Source organism: Bradyrhizobium sp. 142 (assembly GCF_023074015.1).
Taxonomy (GTDB): Bacteria; Pseudomonadota; Alphaproteobacteria; order Rhizobiales; family Xanthobacteraceae; genus Bradyrhizobium.
The window spans coordinates 29,206-49,534 of the sequence record NZ_JADPKQ010000454.1; the positions used below are offsets into that span (position 1 = coordinate 29,206).

Consider the following 20,329-nt stretch of genomic DNA (forward strand, 5'->3'; position numbering starts at 1 on the left):
TCAAACCCGCGTAATAGGTCTGCCGCGCCGGCAGTGGGACAGATTTGCCGGCCGCCTCGAGCTGGAGGATGGACCTTGTCACAAATCGACCCGACCGACCACGCGCTGGCGACCATCGCCAGCATCCTGGAGCACCCCGAACCCGTCCTCGTCGTCCGGGAAACCGTGACCGAGACGGAAACCGAGATGGCCGCGGTCGATGAGCATGCGATCGCAGACGAGCATCCCGAAGTCGAGGAACAGCCGCTGGTGCCGGAGCCGGCCGATGCCGACGGTTACAGCAAAGTCGGCCCCGGGCCGATGGTGGCGATCCGTCTCAAATGGACCGTCCATCGTGGCGACGACGGCCAGTACTACGTACACGAGACCATCGGCGAACAGTCCACGCCCGTCATCAGCGGTCCGATGACGAGCGAAGCCGCGGTGCATTTCGTCGACGAGCACGAAGACGAGGCGCATCGGCGCTTCGAGGAGCTGCGCAGCGAAATCGCCGGCCGCAGCTCGCTCGCGGAATTCGAGCGCAAGGGCGAGGCCTAAGCCTACTTCCGGCCCAAAAAATCCTTCTTCACAAGCTCGACGCCTGCGTGCCGCAGCAGGTCGTAGGCGGTCGTCACGTGAAAGAAGAATTGCGGGATGCTGAAGGTCAGCAGCAGGGAGCGCCCGGTGAAGGGCAGCTCGGTGCCGTTCTTCAGCCTGAAGGTGACATCCCGCTCTGCCGCGGCGTCGATGGCGGCGCGCGGCAGGCTCTCGATGAATTCGATCGATGTCGCGATGCGGGCCTGAAGCCCGGCCATGTCGTGCTCGAGCGCCGGCAGTGCCACCGGCTCGCGCTGCGCCAGCAAGGCCGGAGCCACCACGGCGTGACGGCAGGCCTCGCCGACCTGTTGCGCCAGATCGTACATGTTCGGCGACAGCCGCATGCCGAGCAGGATGGCGGGATCGAATTTGCGAGCCTCGGCATGGGCCACGCCCTTGTCGAGCAGTCCGGACAGGTTGCGCAAATGCGGCACGAAGAGGCCGACCGAGGCCTCGTACGTCGAGATCGTCATCTCGGGATTCCCTTCAATTCCATCTCGCCAGCAAGTCGCATCTGGTCTAAATCCAACCTCAAGAGCTGCATAATGACAGCTCACGCGGAGGTGGAAAAGACATGCTCGTTCGAATTCTGGCGGCTTTGGCCGTGGCGTTGCTGGCGAACTTCTCGGCGCATGCGCAGCAAGCGGCGCCCTCGCGCCTCGACGAGATCGTCAAGCGCGGCACGTTGCGCGTCGGCATGACGGGTGACTACAAGCCCTTCACCTATCTCGACAAGAGCACGCAGCAGTTCAGCGGCTTCGACGTCGACATGGCGGAGGCGCTGGGCAAGGCGCTCGGCGTCAAGGTCGAGTTCGTGGCGACGGCCTGGCCGAAGCTGATGAAGGATTTCGAGGCCGACCAGTTCGACATCGCGATGGGCGGCGTATCGGTGACTCTCGACCGGCAGAAGAAGGGCTTCTTCTCCACGCCGATCATGCGCGAGGGCAAGACCCCGATCACGCGCTGCGCCGATGTCGGCAAGTACCAGACGCTTCCCGACATCGACAAGAAGGGCACCCGGGTGATCGTCAATCCCGGCGGCACCAACGAGCGCTTCGCGCGCGCCAACGTCAAGGACGCGGAGATCACCGTCTTCCCGGACAATACCGTGATCTTCGATGAGATCGCCAAGGGCAATGCCGACCTGATGATGACGGACGCCTCCGAGACCCGCTACCAGCAGAAGCAACATGCCGGCGTGCTCTGCGCGGTACATCCAGACAAGCCGTTCGACTTCTCCGAGAAAGCCTATTGGCTGCAGCGCGACATGGCGCTGAAGGCCTTCGTCGACCAGTGGCTGCACATCGCGATGGAGGACGGCAGCTACAAGAAGATCTACGCGGCCTGGTTCGACTAGACCGCGGTGGCATCCCAATTCCGACGGCGGCCAAACTATGGACCGTTTCCGGGCGTATTGAACCCGATCCCTATTGAACCCGAACCCACGGGAAGACGACTCATACGGATGAAAGTGATCCAGATCACTTTTCGCGATCGGACCGGGGCGTAAGCGTCGGTGCGGGACCATCTGTTCAGGAGACGGAAATGAGGAAGCTGTTGGCCACGGCCGCATTCCTGTTGGCGAGCACGGCTGCTCAGGCACAATACACCTTCGAATATGGCGGGCGCACCATCCGCATCGATCCCGATCGCGGCACGGTGTCGATCCCCGGTGTCTATGACAACACCGGCCAGGGCAAGGCGAAGAAGGCCAAGAAGAACGAGACCCAGCCCGACCAGCAGGCGCCGCAGCAAGCCACGGTCAATCCGCAAACGCCGGCTGCCCCTGCGCCGGCCCCCGCTCCCGTCGCCGCGGCTCCCGCAGCGCCCCCTCCCGCGCCACCGACTCCGCCGCCGACCACCACCGCCAACAATGCGCCGGCCGATACGGCTGTGCTGCCACCGCCCGCACCGCCTCCGGCTCTTGCTCCGATCGAGCAGCAGGCGGCTTCCGCCGTGACGCCGCCGCCGGCGCCGACCGTGGCTGCCGCTCCGCCCACGCCCCCTGCGCCGCCTCCGCCAGTTGCCCCGACGGCGCCCGTTCAGTCGGCCGCCGTCGCGCCGGCTCCTACAGCGGCGCCTACGCGCGATCTCAACTCGCCGCTTGGCGTCTGGCTGACCGAGGAGAAGGAAGGCAAGGTTCGCATCGAGCAATGCGGCACCAATCTCTGCGGCTATTCGCTCGATTCCAAGTCGAACCAGAACGGCGAGCAGGTCCTGATCAATATGAAGCCCGGCAAGGACCAGAAATGGTCCGGCCGTATCCTCGATCCCAACTCCGGCTCGACTTACGACTCCACGATCGCGCTGAAGGGCACCGACCGCCTGCGCGTGCAGGGCTGCGCCTTCGGCGGCATGTTCTGCGGCGGCCAGACCTGGACACGGGTGAACTGAGCCCGCGTTCGAGGTTGTGACGGAAGCAAGGGCCCCGTGATCGGGGCCCTTTTGCTTTTCGCGTCAAGGGCCGCGTCATCGCATGGTGCGCCACCTCAGAGGCCCCTTCGGGCGTGACACCTCTCACATCACCGGCTCCGCGGCCATGACAAGATCCCCGCATGGTCAACCCACAGGGGCGTGTCATGAACGGTTTTCGCAAGTGTCTTTTCGCCACGATCCTCGCCATCGCGACGCCGGCCACGCAGGCAAGCGCCAGCACTTTCGATGGCGCATGGAACGTCCGTATCGCATCGTCGAGCCAGACCTGCGGCAACGGCTCAACCGTCGCAATCGGCATCAACAACGGTCAGATCGCCTCGAGCAGCGTCGCGGTAACGGCGTCCGGCCGTGTGGCGGATGCCGGCAGCATCAACGTCACCTTGAGCACCGGCATCAAGCGCGCGGTCGGCTTCGGCCGGCTCAGCGGCACCTCCGGCTCGGGCACCTGGCGCGGCGCGATGTGCACGGGAACATGGACCGCCGAGCGGATGTAAGGTGGCGTGTCCCGGACAAGCAGCGACGCGAAGCGTTGCTGCGCAGAGCCGGGACCCAGCAGTCTTGATGCCGTCAAAGTTCTGGGCCCGGATTGGCGACGCATCGCCGCGGGCGATGCGTCTTATCCGGGGCACGAGAGCTAGCCGACCGCCGCTCCATACTCCGCGTCGGTCACCGGCTCCAGCCAGGTCGAATAGACGCCGTCGAGCGCTTCCTGCATGGCGATGTGGGTCATGCCGTTGGTCGGCGAGCCCCCGTGCCAGTGCACCTCGTTCGGCGGAATCCAGACGGTGTCGCCGGGACGGATTTCGATGACAGGCCCGCCCTTGGTCTGAACGCGCCCGACGCCCGAAATCACGTAGAGCGTCTGTCCGAGCGGATGGTGATGCCAGTTGGTGCGCGCACCCGGCTCGAACGAGACGCGTGAGCAGTTCAGCCGCGCCGGCGCGGGCGCCATGATGACGGGGTCCTGCCAGACCGTGCCGGTGAAGTGTTCCTTGGGCGCGCGGCGGGTCGGCCGCGTGCCTGCGACGGTGATCTCCATGGGTAACCTCGCTTGTTGTCTCGTTACTTCTTGCTTGCCGCGTAGCGCGCCTTGGTCTCGGCGTTCATGGGATATAAGCCCGGCAGCACCGCGCCGTTGTTCACCTCGTTGACGATCCAGGCTTCCATCCGTTCCTGCTCGACGCCCTCGGCGAGCACGTGATCGAGCATCGCCTGCGGGATCAGCACGCAACCGTCCTGATCGGCGACCACGATGTCGTTCGGGAACACCGCGACGCCGCCGCAGCCGATTGGCTCGCCCCAGCCGACGAAGGTGAGGCCCGCAACCGACGGCGGCGCGGCATAGCCGTCGCACCACACCGGCAGATTGGTGCCGAGCACGCCCTCGAGGTCACGCACCACGCCGTCGGTGACGAGCGCGGTGACGCCGCGCTTGACCATGCGCGCGCAGAGGATGTCGCCGAAGATGCCGGCATCGGTGATGCCCATGGCATCGACCACGGCGATGCAGGCGTCGGGCATGGCCTCGATCGCGGTGCGGGTCGAGATCGGCGACGACCAGGATTCCGGCGTCGCCAGATCCTCGCGCGCCGGCACGAAGCGCAGCGTGAACGCCGGTCCCACCAGACGCGGCAGGCCCGGCCGCAGCGGACGGGCGCCGCGCATCCACACGTTACGCAGGCCCTTCTTCAGCAGGACCGTGGTGATGGTGGCAGTGGTGATGCCGGCGAGGGTCTTGCGGGCTTCGGGGGACAGCGACATGGAAAAAGACGAGCTCCGGATGGGCGGAAAGGAACGCTGCGCATCTTGCGAGGCGGGCGCTGCGCGTCAAGGGCCAAGAACGCGGATCAAGAGCGCGCCCCACGCGGCTGTTATGCGACGCGATAACAAGGCTTTATCGCCTGCCCTTGCATTAATTTATTGGACTTGCGGACGCATTTACGCGAAGCAGGGCGATGCGGAACTCAAGGCTGAGCCCGCGTTACTCCAGAAGCCCGATTTCGACAGCTCATGGCCGCGACGCTTCCCCCGCCCCGCCTTCTGCCCAGTGGCGACAGCGCCGTCACGGTCGAGTTTAGCCGCACCATCGACGAGGACGCCAACCAGCGCGTGCTGGCGCTCGACAAGGCGCTGGCAGCAAGCCCTGTCGATGGCATCACCGAATCCGTACCCACCTATCGCTCGCTGCTGGTGCATTACGATCCCGGCAAGATCGGCTTCGATACGCTCGGCGAAAAGCTGCTTGCGCTCGCCAGCCAGCCGCTACCGCCGGCCACGATAGCGCGGCGCTGGCGCATTCCCGTCGCTTATGGCGGCGAGCACGGCATCGATCTCGAGGATGTCGCCAAGGCGCTGAACACCACGCCCGACGACATCGTCGCCAAGCATGTGGCCGGCGACTACAAGGTTGCCATGATCGGCTTCACCCCGGGCTGGTCCTATCTCAGCGGGCTGGACAAGTCCCTGCACATGTCGCGGCGGCAGAATCCGCGGCTACTGACGCCCGCCGGCACGATCTCGATCGGCGGCATCCAGGCCGGAATCCAATGCCTGGCTGCTCCGAGCGGATGGCACCTGCTCGGCCGCACGCCGGTGCGGACCTATCAGCTGCACCGGAATCCGACCTTCCTCACCGAACCCGGTGATCGCGTGACGTTTTTCGCCATCGACCACAAGACCTTCGAGGAGCAGGACCGCGCCGCGGAAGCCGGCGAGATCATCGCCGAGCAGGTGGTCGCATGAGCCGGCTCGTCGTCGCCAGCATCGGGCCTGCAAGCTCCGTCCAGGATGGCGGGCGTCTGGGTGCGCAGCGCTATGGCCTGACGCCGAGCGGCGCGATGGACCGGCTGGCGCTGGCGGCGGCGAATTGCCTGGTCGGCAACGAGCTGTTCGCAGCCGCTGTCGAGATTGGTCCATTCGGCGCCGCCTTCACCGCCCGCGACGGCGCCGTGCGGGTCGCGATCGCAGGTGCGCCGCGCAATGCCGACATTGCCGGGCGGCCGGTGGCCATGGACACATCTGTGACGCTGAAGGACGGCGAGACGCTGACGCTGGGCTTTGCCCGCGGCGGCGCCTTCACCTATCTCGCGATCGAAGGCGGTATCAAAGGCGAGCCCGTGTTCGGCAGCCTCGCGGTGAACGCGCGCGCGGGCCTCGGCAGCCCCTACCCGCGCCCGCTCCAGGCCAGAGACGAATTCACTGTCGATGCCGCGAGCGGCGCGCCCGAATTGCGGATCGAAATGCCGAAGCCGTCGAGCGGTCCGATCCGCGTCGTGATGGGTCCGCAGGACGACGAGTTCGACGACGCCAACAAGGCGCTGTTCTTAGATAGCGAGTGGAAGATCTCGGCGACCTCCGACCGCATGGGCTACCGGCTCGAAGGACCCGCGATCAAGCATCTGCACGGCCACAACATCGTCTCCGATGGCACCGTCAACGGCAGCATCCAGGTGCCCGGCAACGGCGCGCCGATCGCGCTGATGATGGACCGCGGCACGTCCGGCGGCTACCCGAAGATCGCAACCGTGATCACGGCCGATGTTGGCCGTCTCGCGCAGACCTCGGCGGGAACAGCGTTCCGCTTCAAGCAGGTCACCATGGCCGAGGCGCAGGACGAGGCACGCAAGTTTGCGCAGTTGATCCGGAACCTGCCCGATCGCCTGCGCTCTTCCGACACCGTCGAGCTCAACATCGAGGCGCTTCAGGATGCTAACGTTGCGGGCTATGCGGTGAGCGCCGTCGATGCCGGCACATGGCAGGTCATTGCGGAGCCGTAAACCACAAGACGACCAGAGGCGGAGAGCACCCCATGAAGACGATCGATCTCAATTGCGATCTCGGCGAAGGTTTTGGCGCGTGGGAGATGGGCAACGACGCTGCGATGATCGAGCTGGCGAGTTCGGTCAACGTTGCCTGCGGCTTCCATGCCGGCGATCCCGATATCATGCGCCGGACGGTCGAGCTTGCGAAGGCGCGCGGCGTGTCGGTCGGTGCGCATCCCGGCTATCGCGACCTGCACGGGTTTGGCCGGCATCCGATCGCGGGCCTGAAGGCTTCCGAGATCGAGAATCTCGTCGCCTACCAGATCGGCGCGCTGCAGGCGATCGCAACCGCCGCCGGCCACAAGGTGACCCATGTGAAGGCGCATGGCGCGCTCTCCAACGTCGCCTGCGAGGACGACATGACCGCAAAGGCAATCGCCGCCGGCATTAGGGCGGTCGATCCCAGCCTGATCTTCGTCGTGCTCGCCAATTCGAAGCTGGTGAAGGCCGGGGAAGCGGCCAATCTGCCGATGGTGCACGAGGTGTTCGCCGACCGCGCCTATGAGGACGACGGCAATCTGGTCTCGCGCAAGAAGCCCGGCGCCGTGCTGCACGACGCCAAGGTCATCGCCGACCGCGTGGTGCGCATGGTGCAGGATGGCGCGGTGGTCTCGGTCACCGGCAAGGTCATCAAGATGCGCACGGACACGGTCTGCATCCACGGCGACACGCCCGGCGCCGTCGACATCGCGCGCGGCCTGCGTCAGGCGTTGAAGGATGCAGGAATCGAGGTGGCGCCGTTCAAGCGCGGGGCGTGATCAGAACGGATGCACCGACAGCGTGCCGAACACGATGGCGGCGATGACGGCGAAGGCGCTGTAGAGCACCAGCTGATGGGCACTCGCCCCGGTCCGCCGCGAGAGCGAGCGCGCGTAAAAGTGCAGCCTGGCTTCCGCCGATAGTTCGCGCATGGTCGATCTCCAACGCCCCATTGGTGGGATTATGAAGGCTCAACCCTGGGTTCAGGCAAGATCGCAGCGGAAATAGCGATGGAGGTTCTCTTGGGAAGCCCCATTGCAGCAACAAATTCTCCGCATCCGCGGGTTCCGAGAATCCTATTCGTTAAAATCCGAGCCGATTGGAACCGAGTCACACCCCCAGAAGCACGACGCGTTGGGATCGCGCTTTAATACACGTCAGCCTGGAAGCGTCCCGTCTTCTTGAGCTCGGCGACAAAACTGACGGCTTCATCGGTCGAACGCGCGCCGAACTGGGCGACGATGTCGACCAGCGCGCGCTCGACGTCCTTGGCCATGCGCTTAGCATCGCCGCAGATGTAGAGATGCGCGCCCTCGGCGAGCCAGGTCCACAGCTCGCGGCCGACCTCGCGCATGCGGTCCTGCACGTAGAACTTCTTCTCACCGTCGCGCGACCAGGCCAGCGACAGACGCGTCAGCAGGCCCGAGGTCTTCATCGCGTTGAGCTCGTCCTGGTAGAAGAAGTCGCAATCGCTGCGCTGGTGGCCGAAGAACAGCCAGTTCTTGCCGGGCGCGCCGGTCGCCTTGCGGTCGAACAGGAAGGCGCGGAACGGCGCGATGCCGGTGCCGGGGCCGATCATGATGATGGGCGCCTTCGGATCCTGGGGCAGACCGAAGCCGTGCGCCTTCTGCACATAGACCTTGAGCTTTTCGCCCTCCGAGATGCGTTCGCCGAGGAGGGTCGAGGCGACGCCGATCCGCTTGCGCTTGCCGATAACGTAGCGCACGGAATCGACCGTCAGCGACAGCTTGCCGGGCGTCGCATTGTGCGAGGACGAGATCGAATAAAGCCGCGGCTGGAGCGGCTCGAGCGCCTCGACGAAGGCCTCGGGATGCGGCCGCGTGCCGGAAAACTTCTGCAGCGCCGCCATGACGTCCAGCGTCGCGGCATCGCCATCGGGATCCTCGCCCTGCGCCAGCGCCCGCGCCTTTTCGCGCTGCGCGCCGCCGGTGATGAACGAAATCAGCTCGAACAGCGTGTCGGGCGCCGGCGACAGCGAAACGTCGTCGATCAGCACCTCGCGCAGCGTCTTGCCGTTGACCTTGGTGGTGTGGGAGGCGCCGAGCAGCGCGATGATCTGATCGACGAGGCCGACATCGTTGCGCGCGAACACGCCGAAGGAGTCTCCGACGACGTAGTCGAGCTTGCTTTCGGAGAGATCGAAGTCGACATGATAGGTCTCCTTCTCCGACTTCCCCTTGTTGAGCAGGCGCCGCGACAGGAAGGTCGCGGTAACAGGGTTGTCGCGCGAGCGGCCGGGTTCGGCAATCGTCACCGTCACGGCCGGCGCGGTCACTTTGTCCTGCTTGTCAGTAGCTTTGGCCGCCGGTGCCTTGTCCAGCTCTTCGTGCAGAGCCTTGAGCATCCGCGCGGTTTCCTTGCCGCCGGGGACGCAAAGGTTGAGCCGGGCCTCACTGCGGCTCGCAATCGCCTCCGAATAGTCGTGGCAATTATAGCCGCACTGGCCGCAATCCTGCTGCGCCATCGCCGCCATCATCTTACGGCGCACGGGGCGGCCTTCGGCGAGCTTCATCCGGTCGGCAATCGGCATGGTCTGGTCGTGCCATGGCGCTTCGCCGTCGTCGCCGTCACCGGCTGCGCCTTGCATCACGGCGGCGCCCTGCTCTGCCGACAAAGGCGCGGCGACGTCAGGCGACAATAGGCCGGCAAAGAAGCCGTTCAGCCAGGAGCGCTGCGCGTCGGAAAACGGTGCGCTCGCGGGAATGATGTCGAGTTTGGGCGGAGGGCTGATCTGGTTCATGAGGACACCTCTGCATCGGCAAGCTTGCGCAGCGTCTCGCCATCGTGGCGGCGCGCAAAGGAAAGGAAGGTTTCTTCGGAAGATGCGCGATGGGCGATATAGGCCTTGAGCAGACCTTCGACCGTCTTCGGCGCGTCCTCGGCCTTCAGGTCGTGATAGACCTCCTGCCCGACATCGGCGTCGGGACCGAACCCACCGCCGGTGAAGAGATGATACCCCTCCACGGTGTCGTCCTCGTTCACCGGCACACGCGCACCGATTAGCCCGATGTCGCTGATGTAGTGCTGCGCGCAGGAATGATGGCAACCGGTGACGTGAATGTTGACTGGCTTGTCCATCGCGACGCGCGGCTCGCACCAGTCGCCGATCTCGGCGGCGTGAAGCTTGGTATTCGCTGCGGCGAAGCGGCAACCGGCGTTGCCGGTGCAGGCAATCAGGCCTGCGCGGATGTGGGAGGCTTCGACCGCAAGCCCGATCTGCTTGATCGCCGCAATCGCCAGCTCGACATTCTCGTCGCGCACGCCCGGGATCAGCAGGTTCTGCCAGACGGTCAGGCGGATATCCCCGTCGCCGAGATCCCGCGCGACCTTGGCGAGGCCCCGCATCTGTTCACAGGTGATCTTGCCGAGCGGCACCGACACGCCGATCCAGTTCAGGCCGTCCTGTTTCTGCTTGTGCACGCCGATATGCGCCATGCGGTCCGACGCAGGCCGCGGCACAAACGCCTCTGCCGGCACGCGCGTAAACGGCTTCTTCAGCCGCTCCTCGACAAGCTTGAGGAAGCCGTCATGGCCCATGGCGTCGAGCACATATTTCAGCCGCGCCTTGTTGCGGTTGGTGCGGTCGCCATGCTCGATGAACACGCGCACGATGGCGTCGGCGACGGCGGTGGCCTCTTCCGGCTTGACGACGATGTCGGAGTACTTTGCGAAATCCTTGTGTCCAGTGATGCCGCCAAGGCCAAGGCGAAACCAGATCCCGGGATCGACGCCGAAGCCGTCCTTCACCTCGAACGCCGTGAATGCGATGTCGTTGGTCTCCTCGAGCACGGCAATCCTGCCGGCGCCGTCGAAGGCAACATTGAACTTGCGCGGCAATCCATACAGCGAGCGATCATTCAGGATGTAGTAGTGCCACTCGCGCGCGTAGGACCGCGTATCGATCAGCTCCTGCGGATCGATGCCTGCGGTCGGCGTTCCCGTCACGTTGCGGATGTTGTCGGCGCCGGAGCCGCGTGAGCACAGGCCGAGGTCCTGGATGCCCTCGATCAGCTTCACTGCGTGCTTCGGCGGGATCTCGCGAAGCTGGAGATTGGCGCGGGTGGTGACGTGGCTGTACGGGCCGCACAATTCCTCGGCAAGATCGGCAAGGCCGGACAGCTGCCAGTGCTTCATGATGCCGTTCGGAATGCGCAGGCGGCACATGTAGGAGTCCTGCGTCGGCGCGACATAGAAGATGCCGAAATAGCGCCAACGGAAGTTGTCCGCGGGGCTCGGCGGCGCGTTGTCGAGCGCCTGCTGGCGCAGCCGCGGATAGGCATCGAAGGGATGCTCGTCGCGCTTGAATTTCTCCTGGTCGGCGAGCTTCTTGCCCGCGGCAATGACCTTGTCCTGCGCCTTGATGTGGACGGCATCGGGACCGGTGGGCTCAGCGTTCGCCTTGCCGACGCCGCCGCCGAGACCGCGACCGACCCGGCTGATCTGCAAACCGGTCGTGAAGCCTTCGAGATAGCGTTTCTGGTCGTCGGTAAAGTCGACTGAGACAGTGTCGATTTTCATGGTCGGTAACGAAGCTCCTGCGGCCACCTGAGTGGTATCGACGGAAAAGTGCACGACCCGCGAGGAGCTCCGCTGGCTCGAAAGCCGGCTCTGCACCCAACGGTCCGGTCAGCTTCGTTGCTGCGGGACTTGGCTCAGCAGGCATCTGTGACAGGCTGGCCGCAGTGCAACATTCAAGTTGCGTGCCAGCTTTGACGAAATGGAAACTTTCGAAATTTCAGGTAATTAGAGAGGTCACGCGAGATCCCCGGTTGGGGAACCCTCACGAAATTCGAGCAGCCAGCTCAAAATTTAGACGATGATCCTGCGCGCCCAAAAACAGTGCAGGCCCGAATCAGGCCTTCCAGCGGCCCACCTCGAAGGCCTCAAGATGCCCTCGAATGTTGTCGGGATCGAAGGCGGGGCCGGCGAACGCCCCGAATGCCGCGGGGGCCTCCGCAGGCGGCCGCTGGCCGAGGGCCGCGTCGTAAAGATCCGGCCTGAACACGGCCATGGCCGTCTTGACGCCGTCGGGCGTCAGCGTCGTCTGGCCCCAGCGCACCATCTGCGCATAGAGCCAGGCCGCCTGGACCGGATCCGGGCGCCCTGCCCCTTCGCGTCCGACCAGAAGGTAGCGGCCGCTTTCGCGGAAGGTACCGTCGGGCGATATCTTTAGGCGCCCGTCAAGCGTGCGCTGGATCACCTCGGCGTCGACGCCGATCCGCTCCGGCTGCGCCAGAATTCGCGCCGCCTCGGCCAGGTTCGAAGGCTGCTCAATGAACGCCGCGCCCTTCACCGCCGCCCGCACCAATGCCGCGACCACATCTGGATGGCTGTCAGCCCAGACCTGGCGAACCGCGAGCACCTTCTCCGCCGCACGGTCGAGAATGTCGGAGACGAAATGCAGGATGTGGCCGATGCCGAGATCGACCGCGACCGAATTCCAGGGCGCGCCGACGCAGAACGCATCGACCTGGCCGTTGGCGAGGCTGTCGACCATGTAGGGCGGCGGCAGCACGACGAGGCGAACATCCTCGTCCGGATCGACGCCGGCGGCCGCCATCCAGAACCGCAACTGGTAATTGTGGGTCGAAAACGGAAAGGTCATGCCGAAGGTCAGCGGATCAGCCCCCGCCTTGCGCCGCTTGGCGACCACCTTTGCCAGCGCCTTCGCGGTGGCCAGCGGATCGAAGCGGTCGCCGTCGATCTCTTCCATCAGCGCCGCATGCAGCGTCGGCGACACCGTGATCGCATTGCCGTTGATACCGAGGTTGAAGGGCGCGGCGATCGGAACCTTGACGTGGCCGAGCCCGAGCGAGGACGCGATCGCGACCGGCGCGAGCAGATGCGCGGCGTCGAACAGGCCGATATTGAGCTTGTCGCGGACGTTGGACCAGGAAACCTCGCGCACCAGCTCGACCTCGAGCCCTTCGGCGGCGGCAAAGCCCTTGTCCACGGCGACGATCAGGGCGGCGGCATCGACCAGCGGGATGAACCCTATGCGGAGGGCAGCGGTCATTTCAGCATCTCCGACGCGGTGATGATCGACTGGGCGATCTCACCGATTTTCTTCTTCTCGCGCATCGCGGTCGAGCGCAGCAGCACATAGGCCTCGTCCTCGGTGAGGCCTTTCACCTTCATCAAAATGCCCTTGGCGCGTTCGATGATCTTGCGGTCCTCGAGCTGCGACTTGGTACGCTCCAGTTCCTCCTGGAGCTTGGCGAAAGCGTTGAAACGCGACACGCAGAGGTCGAGGATCGGCTTGATGCGCTCTTTCTTCAGCCCGTCGACGATGTAGGCGGACACCCCGGCCTCGACGGATGCCTGGATCGAGGCCGAGTCGCTCTGGTCCACGAACATCGCGATCGGCCGCTTCACGGCGCGGCTGACCTGGAACATCGCTTCGAGCACGTCGCGGCTTGGGTTTTCAAGATCGATCAGGATGATATCGGGATCCACCGCGTAAATACGGGCGAGCAGGCTCTGCATTTCGCGGATATGGACGACCTGCGTGAACCCGGATTCCCGCAACCCTTCCTCGAGGATCGCAGCCCGGATCGGGCTTTCGTCAACGATCACGATTTTGGGCGACTGTTCAGCGCTCATTGCTCACTCACCACGGCGATTCATCCATAGCACGCCCGCGGGCCATGCAAAGGGTTGTAATTATGGGCAATTGGGACTAGCTCAGGCCGTCAATCAGGCAGATTAGATATGGATCAGACGGCTGCGCCCAAGGTCAGCTTCGTGTCGCTCGGGTGTCCCAAGGCATTGGTGGATTCAGAGCGCATCATCACGCGCCTGCGCGCCGAAGGCTACGAGCTCGCTCGCAAGCATGACGGCGCCGACATCGTCATCGTTAACACCTGTGGCTTCCTTGACAGCGCCAAGCAGGAATCGCTCTCGGCGATCGGCGAGGCCATGGCCGAGAACGGCAAGGTGATCGTGACCGGCTGCATGGGCGCGGAACCCGAGCAGATCGAGCAGGCCTATCCCGGCGTGCTCTCGATCACCGGCCCGCAGCAATATGAGAGCGTGCTGGACGCCGTGCACCGCGCGCTGCCGCCGGCCCACAATCCGCATGTCGATTTGGTGCCGCCGCAGGGCATCAAGCTGACGCCGCGCCACTACGCCTATTTGAAGATTTCCGAGGGCTGCAACAACCGCTGCACCTTCTGCATCATCCCGAAGCTGCGCGGCGATCTCGTCTCGCGTCCGGCTGGCGACGTGCTGCGCGAGGCCGAGCGCCTGGTCGGCGCCGGCGTCAAGGAGCTGCTGGTGATCTCGCAGGACACCTCGGCCTACGGCGTCGATCTGAAATATGCCGAGAGCCCGTGGAAGGACCGCCAGGTCCGCGCCAAATTCCTCGACCTTGCGCGCGAGCTCGGTGAGCTTGGGGCCTGGGTCCGGCTGCAATATGTCTATCCCTACCCGCACGTCGACGAGGTCATCGCGCTGATGAACGAGGGCAAAGTGCTGCCCTATCTCGACATCCCGTTCCAGCATGCGAGTCCCGATGTGCTGAAGGCGATGAAGCGCCCGGCGGCGCAGGACAAGACGCTGGCGCGGATCAAGCGCTGGCGCGAGCAATGTCCAGATCTCGCATTGCGCTCGACCTTCATTGTCGGCTTCCCCGGCGAGACCGATGCCGATTTCGCCTATTTGCTAGACTGGCTGGATGAAGCCGAGATCGACCGTCTCGGCTGCTTCAAATACGAACCGGTCGCCGGCGCCACGTCGAACGCGATCGAAAATCCGGTACCGGAAGAGATCAAGCAGGAGCGCTACAACGCACTGATGGCCCGCCAGCAGAAGATCTCAGCGCGGCGGCTGAAGCGCAAGGTCGGCACGCGCCAGCAGATCATCATCGACGAGGTCGGCCCGACCGTCGCAAAGGGCCGTTCGAAAGCCGATGCGCCCGAGATCGACGGCGCCGTTTACCTAACAAGCCGCCGCCCGTTGCGCGTCGGCGAGATCGTCACAGCGAAGATCGAGCGCGCCGACCAATATGACCTGCACGCCAGCGTCGCGGGATTCTAACGCCTGCTTGACAAGTCCTGCCATTCACCTGTATTGCCGCGCCCCATGATCAGCTCCCGGACCCACCTGCGCCAAGCCATGCGTCGTCGCTTCCGCGACGATGATGGGTTGCGCCATGTCCGACGACGCCGCTGAAGCACTGACATCAGCAGAGTTTTCGAGAAGGCCGCACCCGCAAAGTGCGGCCTTTCTGCTTTTCGCGCGCCCTTTCCACCCGCCTCCAGAGGAGTTCGACATGACCGACGCCACCCATGCGTATGACGCGCTGATGGACATCACCGCACGGCCCAAGACCGTGTTCGTCCGCGGCGCCGGCTCCTACGTCTGGGACGACAGCCGCAAGCGCTATCTCGATTTCGTGCAGGGCTGGGCCGTGAACTGTCTCGGCCACTCGCCGCCGGCGATCGCGGACGCGCTTGCCGCGCAGGCCAAGCGGCTGTTGACACCGAGCCCGGCCTTCTACAACGAGCCGAGCCTCAAGTTGGCGCAGGCGCTGGTCGCAAACAGCGCCTTCGACCAGGTGTTCTTTGCGAACTCCGGCGCAGAGGCCAACGAGGGCGCGATCAAGCTCGCGCGCAAATATGGCACCCTGCACAAGAACGGCGCGTTCGAGATCATCAGCTTCGAAGGCGGCTTTCACGGCCGCACGCTGGCGACGATGTCGGCCTCGGGCAAGAAGGCTTTCGAACCACTGTTCGAGCCGAAGGTTGCGGGCTTCAAGAAGGCGAATCTCAACGACATTGCCTCGGTCGAAAAGCTGATCAACAGCAACACTGTCGCTGTGATACTCGAGCCGATCCAGGGCGAGTCCGGCGTGTGGCCCGCGACCGATCAGTTCCTGCAGGAGCTGCGCGCGCTCACCGAGGCGCACGGTCTGCTCTTGATCTTCGACGAGATCCAGACCGGCATGGGCCGGACCGGCAAGCTGTTCCACTACGAGCACGCTGGCATCGCGCCCGACATCATGACGCTCGGCAAGGGCATCGGCGGCGGCGTGCCGCTTGCGGCCTTGCTCGCGACCGAACGCGCGGCCTGCTTCGAGCACGGCGATCAGGGCGGTACGTTCAACGGCAACCCGATTATGTGTGCGGCGGGGCTCGCGGTGCTGGAGGAGGTCAGCCAGCCCGACTTCCTCAAGTCGGTCGCCGAGACCGGCCTGCTACTCGAAAGCGAGTTGCAGAGGGTTTCGGCAAGGCACGGCCTCGGCGAGGTGCGCGGCCGCGGCCTGTTGCTGGCGCTCGACCTCAAACTGCCGATCGCGCCCGGCATCGTCGCGCAGGCGTTCGAGGCCGGCGTGCTGCTGAACGCACCGCAAGTCGACGCGCTGCGCTTCATGCCGGCGCTGAACGTCACGAAGGCGGAGATCGCCGAAATGATCGATTGTCTCGACGGGATATTGACGAAGGCCGGGGCGGCAAGGCGCGTGGCGTAGACGCTCCATACCCGCCGTCATGGCCGGACTTGTTCCGGCCATCCACGCCTTGAGGCACAGCACGGAGAACGTGGATGCCCGGGACAAGCCCGGGCATGACGACCCTTGCCTACGGCTTCAAAATCGACGCGCCCGTGGTCTTGCGGCTTTCGAGATCGATATGCGCCTTGGCGGCGTCCTTCAGCGCGTAGGCGTGGTTGATCGGCACGTGCAGCTTGCCGTTGATGACGGCGGCGAACAGCGTGTCGGCGCCTTCTAGAAGCTCCGAGCGCTTGCCGATGTAGTCGTTGAGCTTCGGCCGTGTCGCAAACAGCGAGCCGTGATTGTTGAGCTCGGCGATCGAGAACGGCGGCACGGGCCCAGAGGCATTGCCGAAGGAGACGAACATGCCGCGCGGCTTCAGGCAGGACAGCGAGCCCGGAAACGTCGACTTACCGACACCGTCATAGACGACGTCGCAGCCCTCGTTGCGGCTGATCTGTTTGACGCGTGCGACAAAGTCTTCCTCGTTGTAGAGGATAACGTGATCGCAGCCATTGGCCTCGGCGAGCTCGGCCTTCTCGCGCGAGCCGACCGTGCCGATCACATGGGCGCCCATCGCCCTCGCCCACTGGCAGGCAAGCAGGCCGATGCCGCCAGCCGCGGCGTGGATCAGCACGCGGTGATGCGGCTCGACCTTGAAGGTCTTGTGCAGGAGATACCAGACCGTGAGCCCCTTGAGCATCAGCACGGCGCCCTGCTCGTAGGTGATGTGGTCGGGCAGCTTGACCAGCCGCTCCCAGGGAATGTTGCGCTCGCCCGCATAGGCGCCGAGATTGTGGTAGTAGGCGACGCGGTCGCCGGGATGAAAATTCGTGACGCCCGGTCCGACCGCGACGACCTCGCCCGCGGCTTCGTTGCCGGCGATGAAAGGCAGCCCCGGCGCCTTGTAGAGCCCGGTGCGATAATAGACGTCCATGAAGTTCAGCCCGACCGCATGCTGGCGGATGCGCACCTCGCCGGTAGCAGGCGCAGGCACATCGACGCTCTCATAGACCAGGGCCTCAGGACCTCCGACCTTGTGCACACGGACGGCTTTGGTCATCGTTTGACCTCCTCTCGGTCTTTTCGCTGATGAGCGAAAGACATCGCGCCCGCCTTGTCAACTCGATGCCGGCACTGAACGGAGGAACCGAACTATTTGGCGGCTTTCCTGCGGTTGCGCTTCGCCAGCACGTTGAAGAACTCGACCGCCGCCGAGAACGCAATCGCGAAATAGATGTAGCCGCGCGGAATGTGGAATTGGAATCCGTCCGCGACCAGCGCGACCCCGATCAGCACCAGAAACGCCAGCGCCAGCATCTTCGTGGTCGGATGTTCCGCAACGAATCGCGACACCGGTCCCGAGGAGATGTACATAATCAGGCAGGCGATCACGACGGCCGCGATCATGATCTCGATATCCTGCGCCATGCCGATCGCGGTGATGATCGAATCCAGCGAGAACACGATGTCGATGACGATGATCTGGACGATCACCCAGAAGAAGGCGTTGCGGCCGGGGGCGCCCTCGCCGTCCTCATCGTCCGCGTCGACCTCGGCATGGATCTCGTGGGTCGCTTTCGCGATCAGGAACAGGCCGCCGCCGATCAGGATGAGATCGCGCCAGGAGAAGTCGTAACCGCCGAACGAAAACACCGGCGCGGTCAGGCCGATCAGCCAGACCAGCACGCTAAGCAGGATGATGCGGAAGACCAGCGCCAGCGCCAGCCCGATCTGGCGGGCGCGATTTGCCTGCTTCTCGGGAATGCGCGAGACAATCACCGACAGGAAGATGACGTTGTCGATTCCGAGCACGATCTCGAGCGACGTCAAGGTGAGCAGCGCGGCCCAGGCTTCGGGGCTGGTGAGCAGATGCATCATGCGAAGGATCTTACGAGCCGGATCAATGCGTCGCTGAAGACGATCCAGAGTGCGATCGCGCAGAGCGCCACGGTGACGGCCGTGCCGACGTGAAAGTCCATCTTCAGCGCGTAGATCGCGAGCAGCGCCCAGATTGCGATCAGCGACATCGTCAGCCAGCGCAGCCGCACCACGCGCAGCGGATGCAGCACGTGGAACGGCACGAAGGTCAGCACCACCAGCGCTGCGACCAGCAGCGTCGACAGCAATGGCGGCCAGTGCAGCAGGAACAGGTAGAACGCTGCCGCATTCCACAGCGCCGGGAAACCGCGAAAATGATTGTCGGCCGCCTTCATGCGCAGATCGGCGAAATAAAGTGCACTGGTGACGATGATGGCGACGCCGAGCAAGGGAGCTGCGACCGGCAGCAGCAGACCGCTCGCGACGATGGCGTAGGCCGGCACGAAGACATAGGTGACGAAGTCGACCACGAGATCGAGCACCTCGCCCGACCAGTTCGGCTGCACGTTCTTGACGTCGAGCCGGCGCGCGATCGGACCGTCGATCGCATCGATGATCAGCGCCACGCCCAGCCATTGAAACATCGCCGCCCAGTGCTCGCGCACAGCCTCCAGCATCGCCAGCAGCGCGATCGCCGCGCCGAAAGCGGTGAAGATATGCACCGAGAAGGCCGCGGCGCGGATCGCAGGCGTCGGCTTCAGGGAATCCTCTTGGCTGTCCATGGCTCCTGCTATCAGAATGACACCGGTTTGCACATCCGCCATTGCGGCGCTCGGTCGCACAATTCGTCATAAAATCAGGCAAAATCAGCGGGCTTGAATTTGCCGTGGAGCGTGTCAATTGTCGTTCCATGACAGACGCATCAACGCTCTTTGACGCAGCCGTGATCGGCGGCGGACCAGCCGGCCTTGCGGCGGCCGTCGCACTGGCGCAAGCCGGCGCCCGGACCGCGCTGGTGGCGCGGCGCCTGCCCTATGCCGACAACCGCACCACCGCGCTGCTTGGCGCCTCCGTCGAGCTGCTGGAGACGCTCGACGTCTGGCCGCGCTGCAAGGACAAGGCCGCCGCGCTCGAAGTCATGCGCCTTGTCGACGACACCGGGCGGCTGTTCCGGGCGCCGGAGGTACGGTTCTCCTGTCACGAAATCGCTCTCGACGCCTTCGGCTACAACATCGACAACCGCTCGCTGATGCTGGCGCTGGAAGCACGCGCGGCTGAATTTCCCAACCTCGTCCGTTTCGACGACGAGGCCCAGGCCGTCGTGATCGAAGCCGACGACGTCGCGATCCGCACGGCGTCCGCACAATTCCTCTCGGCCCGGCTGGTGGTCGGCGCGGACGGCCGCCATTCGCCGTGCCGCGAGGCTGCCGGCATTGCGGTGACGCGGCGCGACCTGGCGCAGACTGCACTGACCTTCAGCGTCGGCCACGCGCGGCCGCATCGCAACGTCTCGACCGAATTCCACACGCCGCACGGTCCCTGCGTGTTCGTACCCCTGCCCGGCGATCGCTCCAGCATCGTCTGGGTCGCGGCGCCAGCGGAGGCCGAACGGCTGCGCGGCTTGAGCGACGCGGAACTGTCCGCCGCGATCGAGAAGCAGTCGCATTCCATTTTGGGACGCATGACGGTCGAGCCCGGACGCCACCTGTTCCCTCTCGCCATCGAGCGACCCAAATCCTTCGCCCGCGACCGTATCGCGCTGGTTGGCGAAGCCGCTCATGTGGTTCCTCCGATCGGCGCGCAGGGCCTCAATCTCGGCCTGCGGGATGCCGCCGACATTGCCAGGCTCGCGGGCGAAGCCGTCGCCGTCGGTAGCGATCCCGGGTCCCCCGAGGTGCTCAAGCGCTACGACCGGGCGCGGCGGCCCGACATTTTGAGCCGGACGTTTGCGATCGATATCGCCAACCGCTCGCTGCTCAACGATTTCCTGCCGCTTCAGCCGGTCCGCGCCATCGGCATGCACCTGCTCGGCGCCATCGGCCCGCTGCGGCGCTTCGCCATGCGCGAGGGGCTGACGCCGACCTGGCGGCGGTAGTCGCGAACTAGCTATCGGCCGGAGTGTTCGAACACCTCTCCCGTAGGGAGAGGTCGGATCGCATCGAAGATGCGATCCAGGTGAGGGCTT

Annotated in this window: 21 protein-coding genes; 10 read left to right on the forward strand and 11 right to left on the reverse strand. The window is 64.9% G+C overall.

Annotation, left to right across the window (positions count from 1 at the left end):
* The first annotated feature begins 75 nt into the window (after positions 1-75).
* The gene (locus tag IVA82_RS41570) at positions 76-537 is read left to right on the forward strand and encodes a hypothetical protein (protein ID WP_247384292.1); all 462 of its coding nucleotides are present in this window, start codon (positions 76-78) and stop codon (positions 535-537) included.
* A 2-nt stretch (positions 538-539) separates the two neighbouring features.
* Here the strand turns inward: IVA82_RS41570 and IVA82_RS41575 are convergent, their stop codons facing one another.
* Positions 540-1,049: a DUF1993 domain-containing protein gene (locus tag IVA82_RS41575; protein WP_247384293.1), complete on the reverse strand. Its 510-nt coding sequence runs from the start codon at positions 1,047-1,049 to the stop codon at positions 540-542.
* 101 nt (positions 1,050-1,150) lie between these two features.
* On the opposite strand from IVA82_RS41575, the gene IVA82_RS41580 reads away from it, so the two are divergent.
* The 3 genes from IVA82_RS41580 to IVA82_RS41590 all read left to right on the forward strand — a co-directional run bounded on the left by IVA82_RS41580 (position 1,151) and on the right by IVA82_RS41590 (position 3,506).
* Positions 1,151-1,933, forward strand: coding sequence for a transporter substrate-binding domain-containing protein (locus IVA82_RS41580; RefSeq protein ID WP_247384294.1), 783 nt, complete (start codon positions 1,151-1,153; stop codon positions 1,931-1,933).
* Between the two features lie 188 nt (positions 1,934-2,121).
* On the forward strand, positions 2,122-2,970 hold the full coding sequence (locus IVA82_RS41585) for a DUF2147 domain-containing protein (protein ID WP_247493881.1): 849 nt from the start codon (positions 2,122-2,124) through the stop codon (positions 2,968-2,970).
* A 185-nt stretch (positions 2,971-3,155) separates the two neighbouring features.
* Entirely contained in the window at positions 3,156-3,506 is a 351-nt protein-coding gene (locus IVA82_RS41590) for a hypothetical protein (protein ID WP_247389241.1), read from the forward strand.
* Positions 3,507-3,646: 140 nt separating this feature from the next.
* Here IVA82_RS41590 and IVA82_RS41595 read toward each other — a convergent pair whose 3' ends face one another.
* Both IVA82_RS41595 and IVA82_RS41600 read right to left on the reverse strand, forming a co-directional pair.
* Positions 3,647-4,051, reverse strand: a complete 405-nt coding sequence (locus tag IVA82_RS41595; protein WP_247389240.1) for a cupin domain-containing protein — start codon at positions 4,049-4,051, stop codon at positions 3,647-3,649.
* Positions 4,052-4,074: 23 nt separating this feature from the next.
* Positions 4,075-4,773, reverse strand: coding sequence for a ribonuclease activity regulator RraA (locus IVA82_RS41600; RefSeq protein WP_247389239.1), 699 nt, complete (start codon positions 4,771-4,773; stop codon positions 4,075-4,077).
* Between the two features lie 249 nt (positions 4,774-5,022).
* Between IVA82_RS41600 and pxpB the strand changes: the two genes are divergently transcribed.
* Genes pxpB through IVA82_RS41615 form a run of 3 tightly spaced genes read left to right on the forward strand, consistent with a single transcriptional unit; the run spans position 5,023 to position 7,591 of the window.
* Positions 5,023-5,754 (forward strand): 5-oxoprolinase subunit PxpB, encoded by a 732-nt coding sequence (gene pxpB / locus IVA82_RS41605; RefSeq protein ID WP_247389238.1) that lies wholly within the window; start codon positions 5,023-5,025, stop codon positions 5,752-5,754.
* Entirely contained in the window at positions 5,751-6,788 is a 1,038-nt protein-coding gene (locus tag IVA82_RS41610; protein ID WP_247389237.1) for a biotin-dependent carboxyltransferase family protein, read from the forward strand. The genes pxpB and IVA82_RS41610 overlap by 4 nt, the downstream gene beginning before the upstream one ends.
* A gap of 32 nt (positions 6,789-6,820) precedes the next feature.
* On the forward strand, positions 6,821-7,591 hold the full coding sequence (locus tag IVA82_RS41615) for a 5-oxoprolinase subunit PxpA (RefSeq protein WP_247389236.1): 771 nt from the start codon (positions 6,821-6,823) through the stop codon (positions 7,589-7,591).
* Here the strand turns inward: IVA82_RS41615 and IVA82_RS41620 are convergent, their stop codons facing one another.
* From IVA82_RS41620 to IVA82_RS41640, 5 genes are all read right to left on the reverse strand, one after another.
* Positions 7,592-7,744: a hypothetical protein gene (locus IVA82_RS41620; RefSeq protein WP_247389235.1), complete on the reverse strand. Its 153-nt coding sequence runs from the start codon at positions 7,742-7,744 to the stop codon at positions 7,592-7,594. It abuts the gene before it with no gap.
* 215 nt (positions 7,745-7,959) lie between these two features.
* On the reverse strand, positions 7,960-9,573 hold the full coding sequence (locus IVA82_RS41625) for a sulfite reductase subunit alpha (RefSeq protein ID WP_247389234.1): 1,614 nt from the start codon (positions 9,571-9,573) through the stop codon (positions 7,960-7,962).
* Entirely contained in the window at positions 9,570-11,351 is a 1,782-nt protein-coding gene (locus tag IVA82_RS41630) for a NirA family protein (RefSeq protein WP_247389233.1), read from the reverse strand. The genes IVA82_RS41625 and IVA82_RS41630 overlap by 4 nt, the downstream gene beginning before the upstream one ends.
* A 334-nt stretch (positions 11,352-11,685) precedes the next feature.
* Positions 11,686-12,849 carry a CmpA/NrtA family ABC transporter substrate-binding protein gene (locus IVA82_RS41635; protein ID WP_247389232.1) on the reverse strand — a complete coding sequence of 388 codons (1,164 nt, stop codon included), beginning with the start codon at positions 12,847-12,849 and terminating at the stop codon, positions 11,686-11,688.
* Entirely contained in the window at positions 12,846-13,436 is a 591-nt protein-coding gene (locus IVA82_RS41640) for an ANTAR domain-containing protein (protein ID WP_148741541.1), read from the reverse strand. The genes IVA82_RS41635 and IVA82_RS41640 overlap by 4 nt, the downstream gene beginning before the upstream one ends.
* Positions 13,437-13,544: 108 nt before the next feature.
* Between IVA82_RS41640 and rimO the strand changes: the two genes are divergently transcribed.
* Together rimO and IVA82_RS41650 are read left to right on the forward strand one after the other, a co-directional pair.
* The gene (gene rimO, locus IVA82_RS41645; protein ID WP_247389231.1) at positions 13,545-14,870 is read left to right on the forward strand and encodes a 30S ribosomal protein S12 methylthiotransferase RimO; all 1,326 of its coding nucleotides are present in this window, start codon (positions 13,545-13,547) and stop codon (positions 14,868-14,870) included.
* Positions 14,871-15,105: 235 nt separating this feature from the next.
* A complete protein-coding gene (locus tag IVA82_RS41650; RefSeq protein WP_247493882.1) occupies positions 15,106-16,302 on the forward strand; it encodes an acetylornithine transaminase in 1,197 nt (398 codons plus the stop codon).
* A 109-nt stretch (positions 16,303-16,411) separates the two neighbouring features.
* Here IVA82_RS41650 and IVA82_RS41655 read toward each other — a convergent pair whose 3' ends face one another.
* The 3 genes from IVA82_RS41655 to pcsA form a co-directional block, all read right to left on the reverse strand.
* Entirely contained in the window at positions 16,412-17,386 is a 975-nt protein-coding gene (locus IVA82_RS41655; protein WP_247389229.1) for a quinone oxidoreductase, read from the reverse strand.
* Positions 17,387-17,478: 92 nt separating this feature from the next.
* Positions 17,479-18,204: a TerC family protein gene (locus IVA82_RS41660; protein WP_247389228.1), complete on the reverse strand. Its 726-nt coding sequence runs from the start codon at positions 18,202-18,204 to the stop codon at positions 17,479-17,481.
* Entirely contained in the window at positions 18,201-18,968 is a 768-nt protein-coding gene (gene pcsA, locus IVA82_RS41665; protein ID WP_247389227.1) for a phosphatidylcholine synthase, read from the reverse strand. Before pcsA ends, IVA82_RS41660 begins: the two co-directional genes overlap by 4 nt.
* Before the next feature lie 86 nt (positions 18,969-19,054).
* Between pcsA and IVA82_RS41670 the strand changes: the two genes are divergently transcribed.
* Complete coding sequence (locus tag IVA82_RS41670; RefSeq protein WP_247389226.1) at positions 19,055-20,239, forward strand: UbiH/UbiF family hydroxylase; 1,185 nt, start codon at positions 19,055-19,057, stop codon at positions 20,237-20,239.
* Positions 20,240-20,329 lie beyond the last annotated feature (90 nt).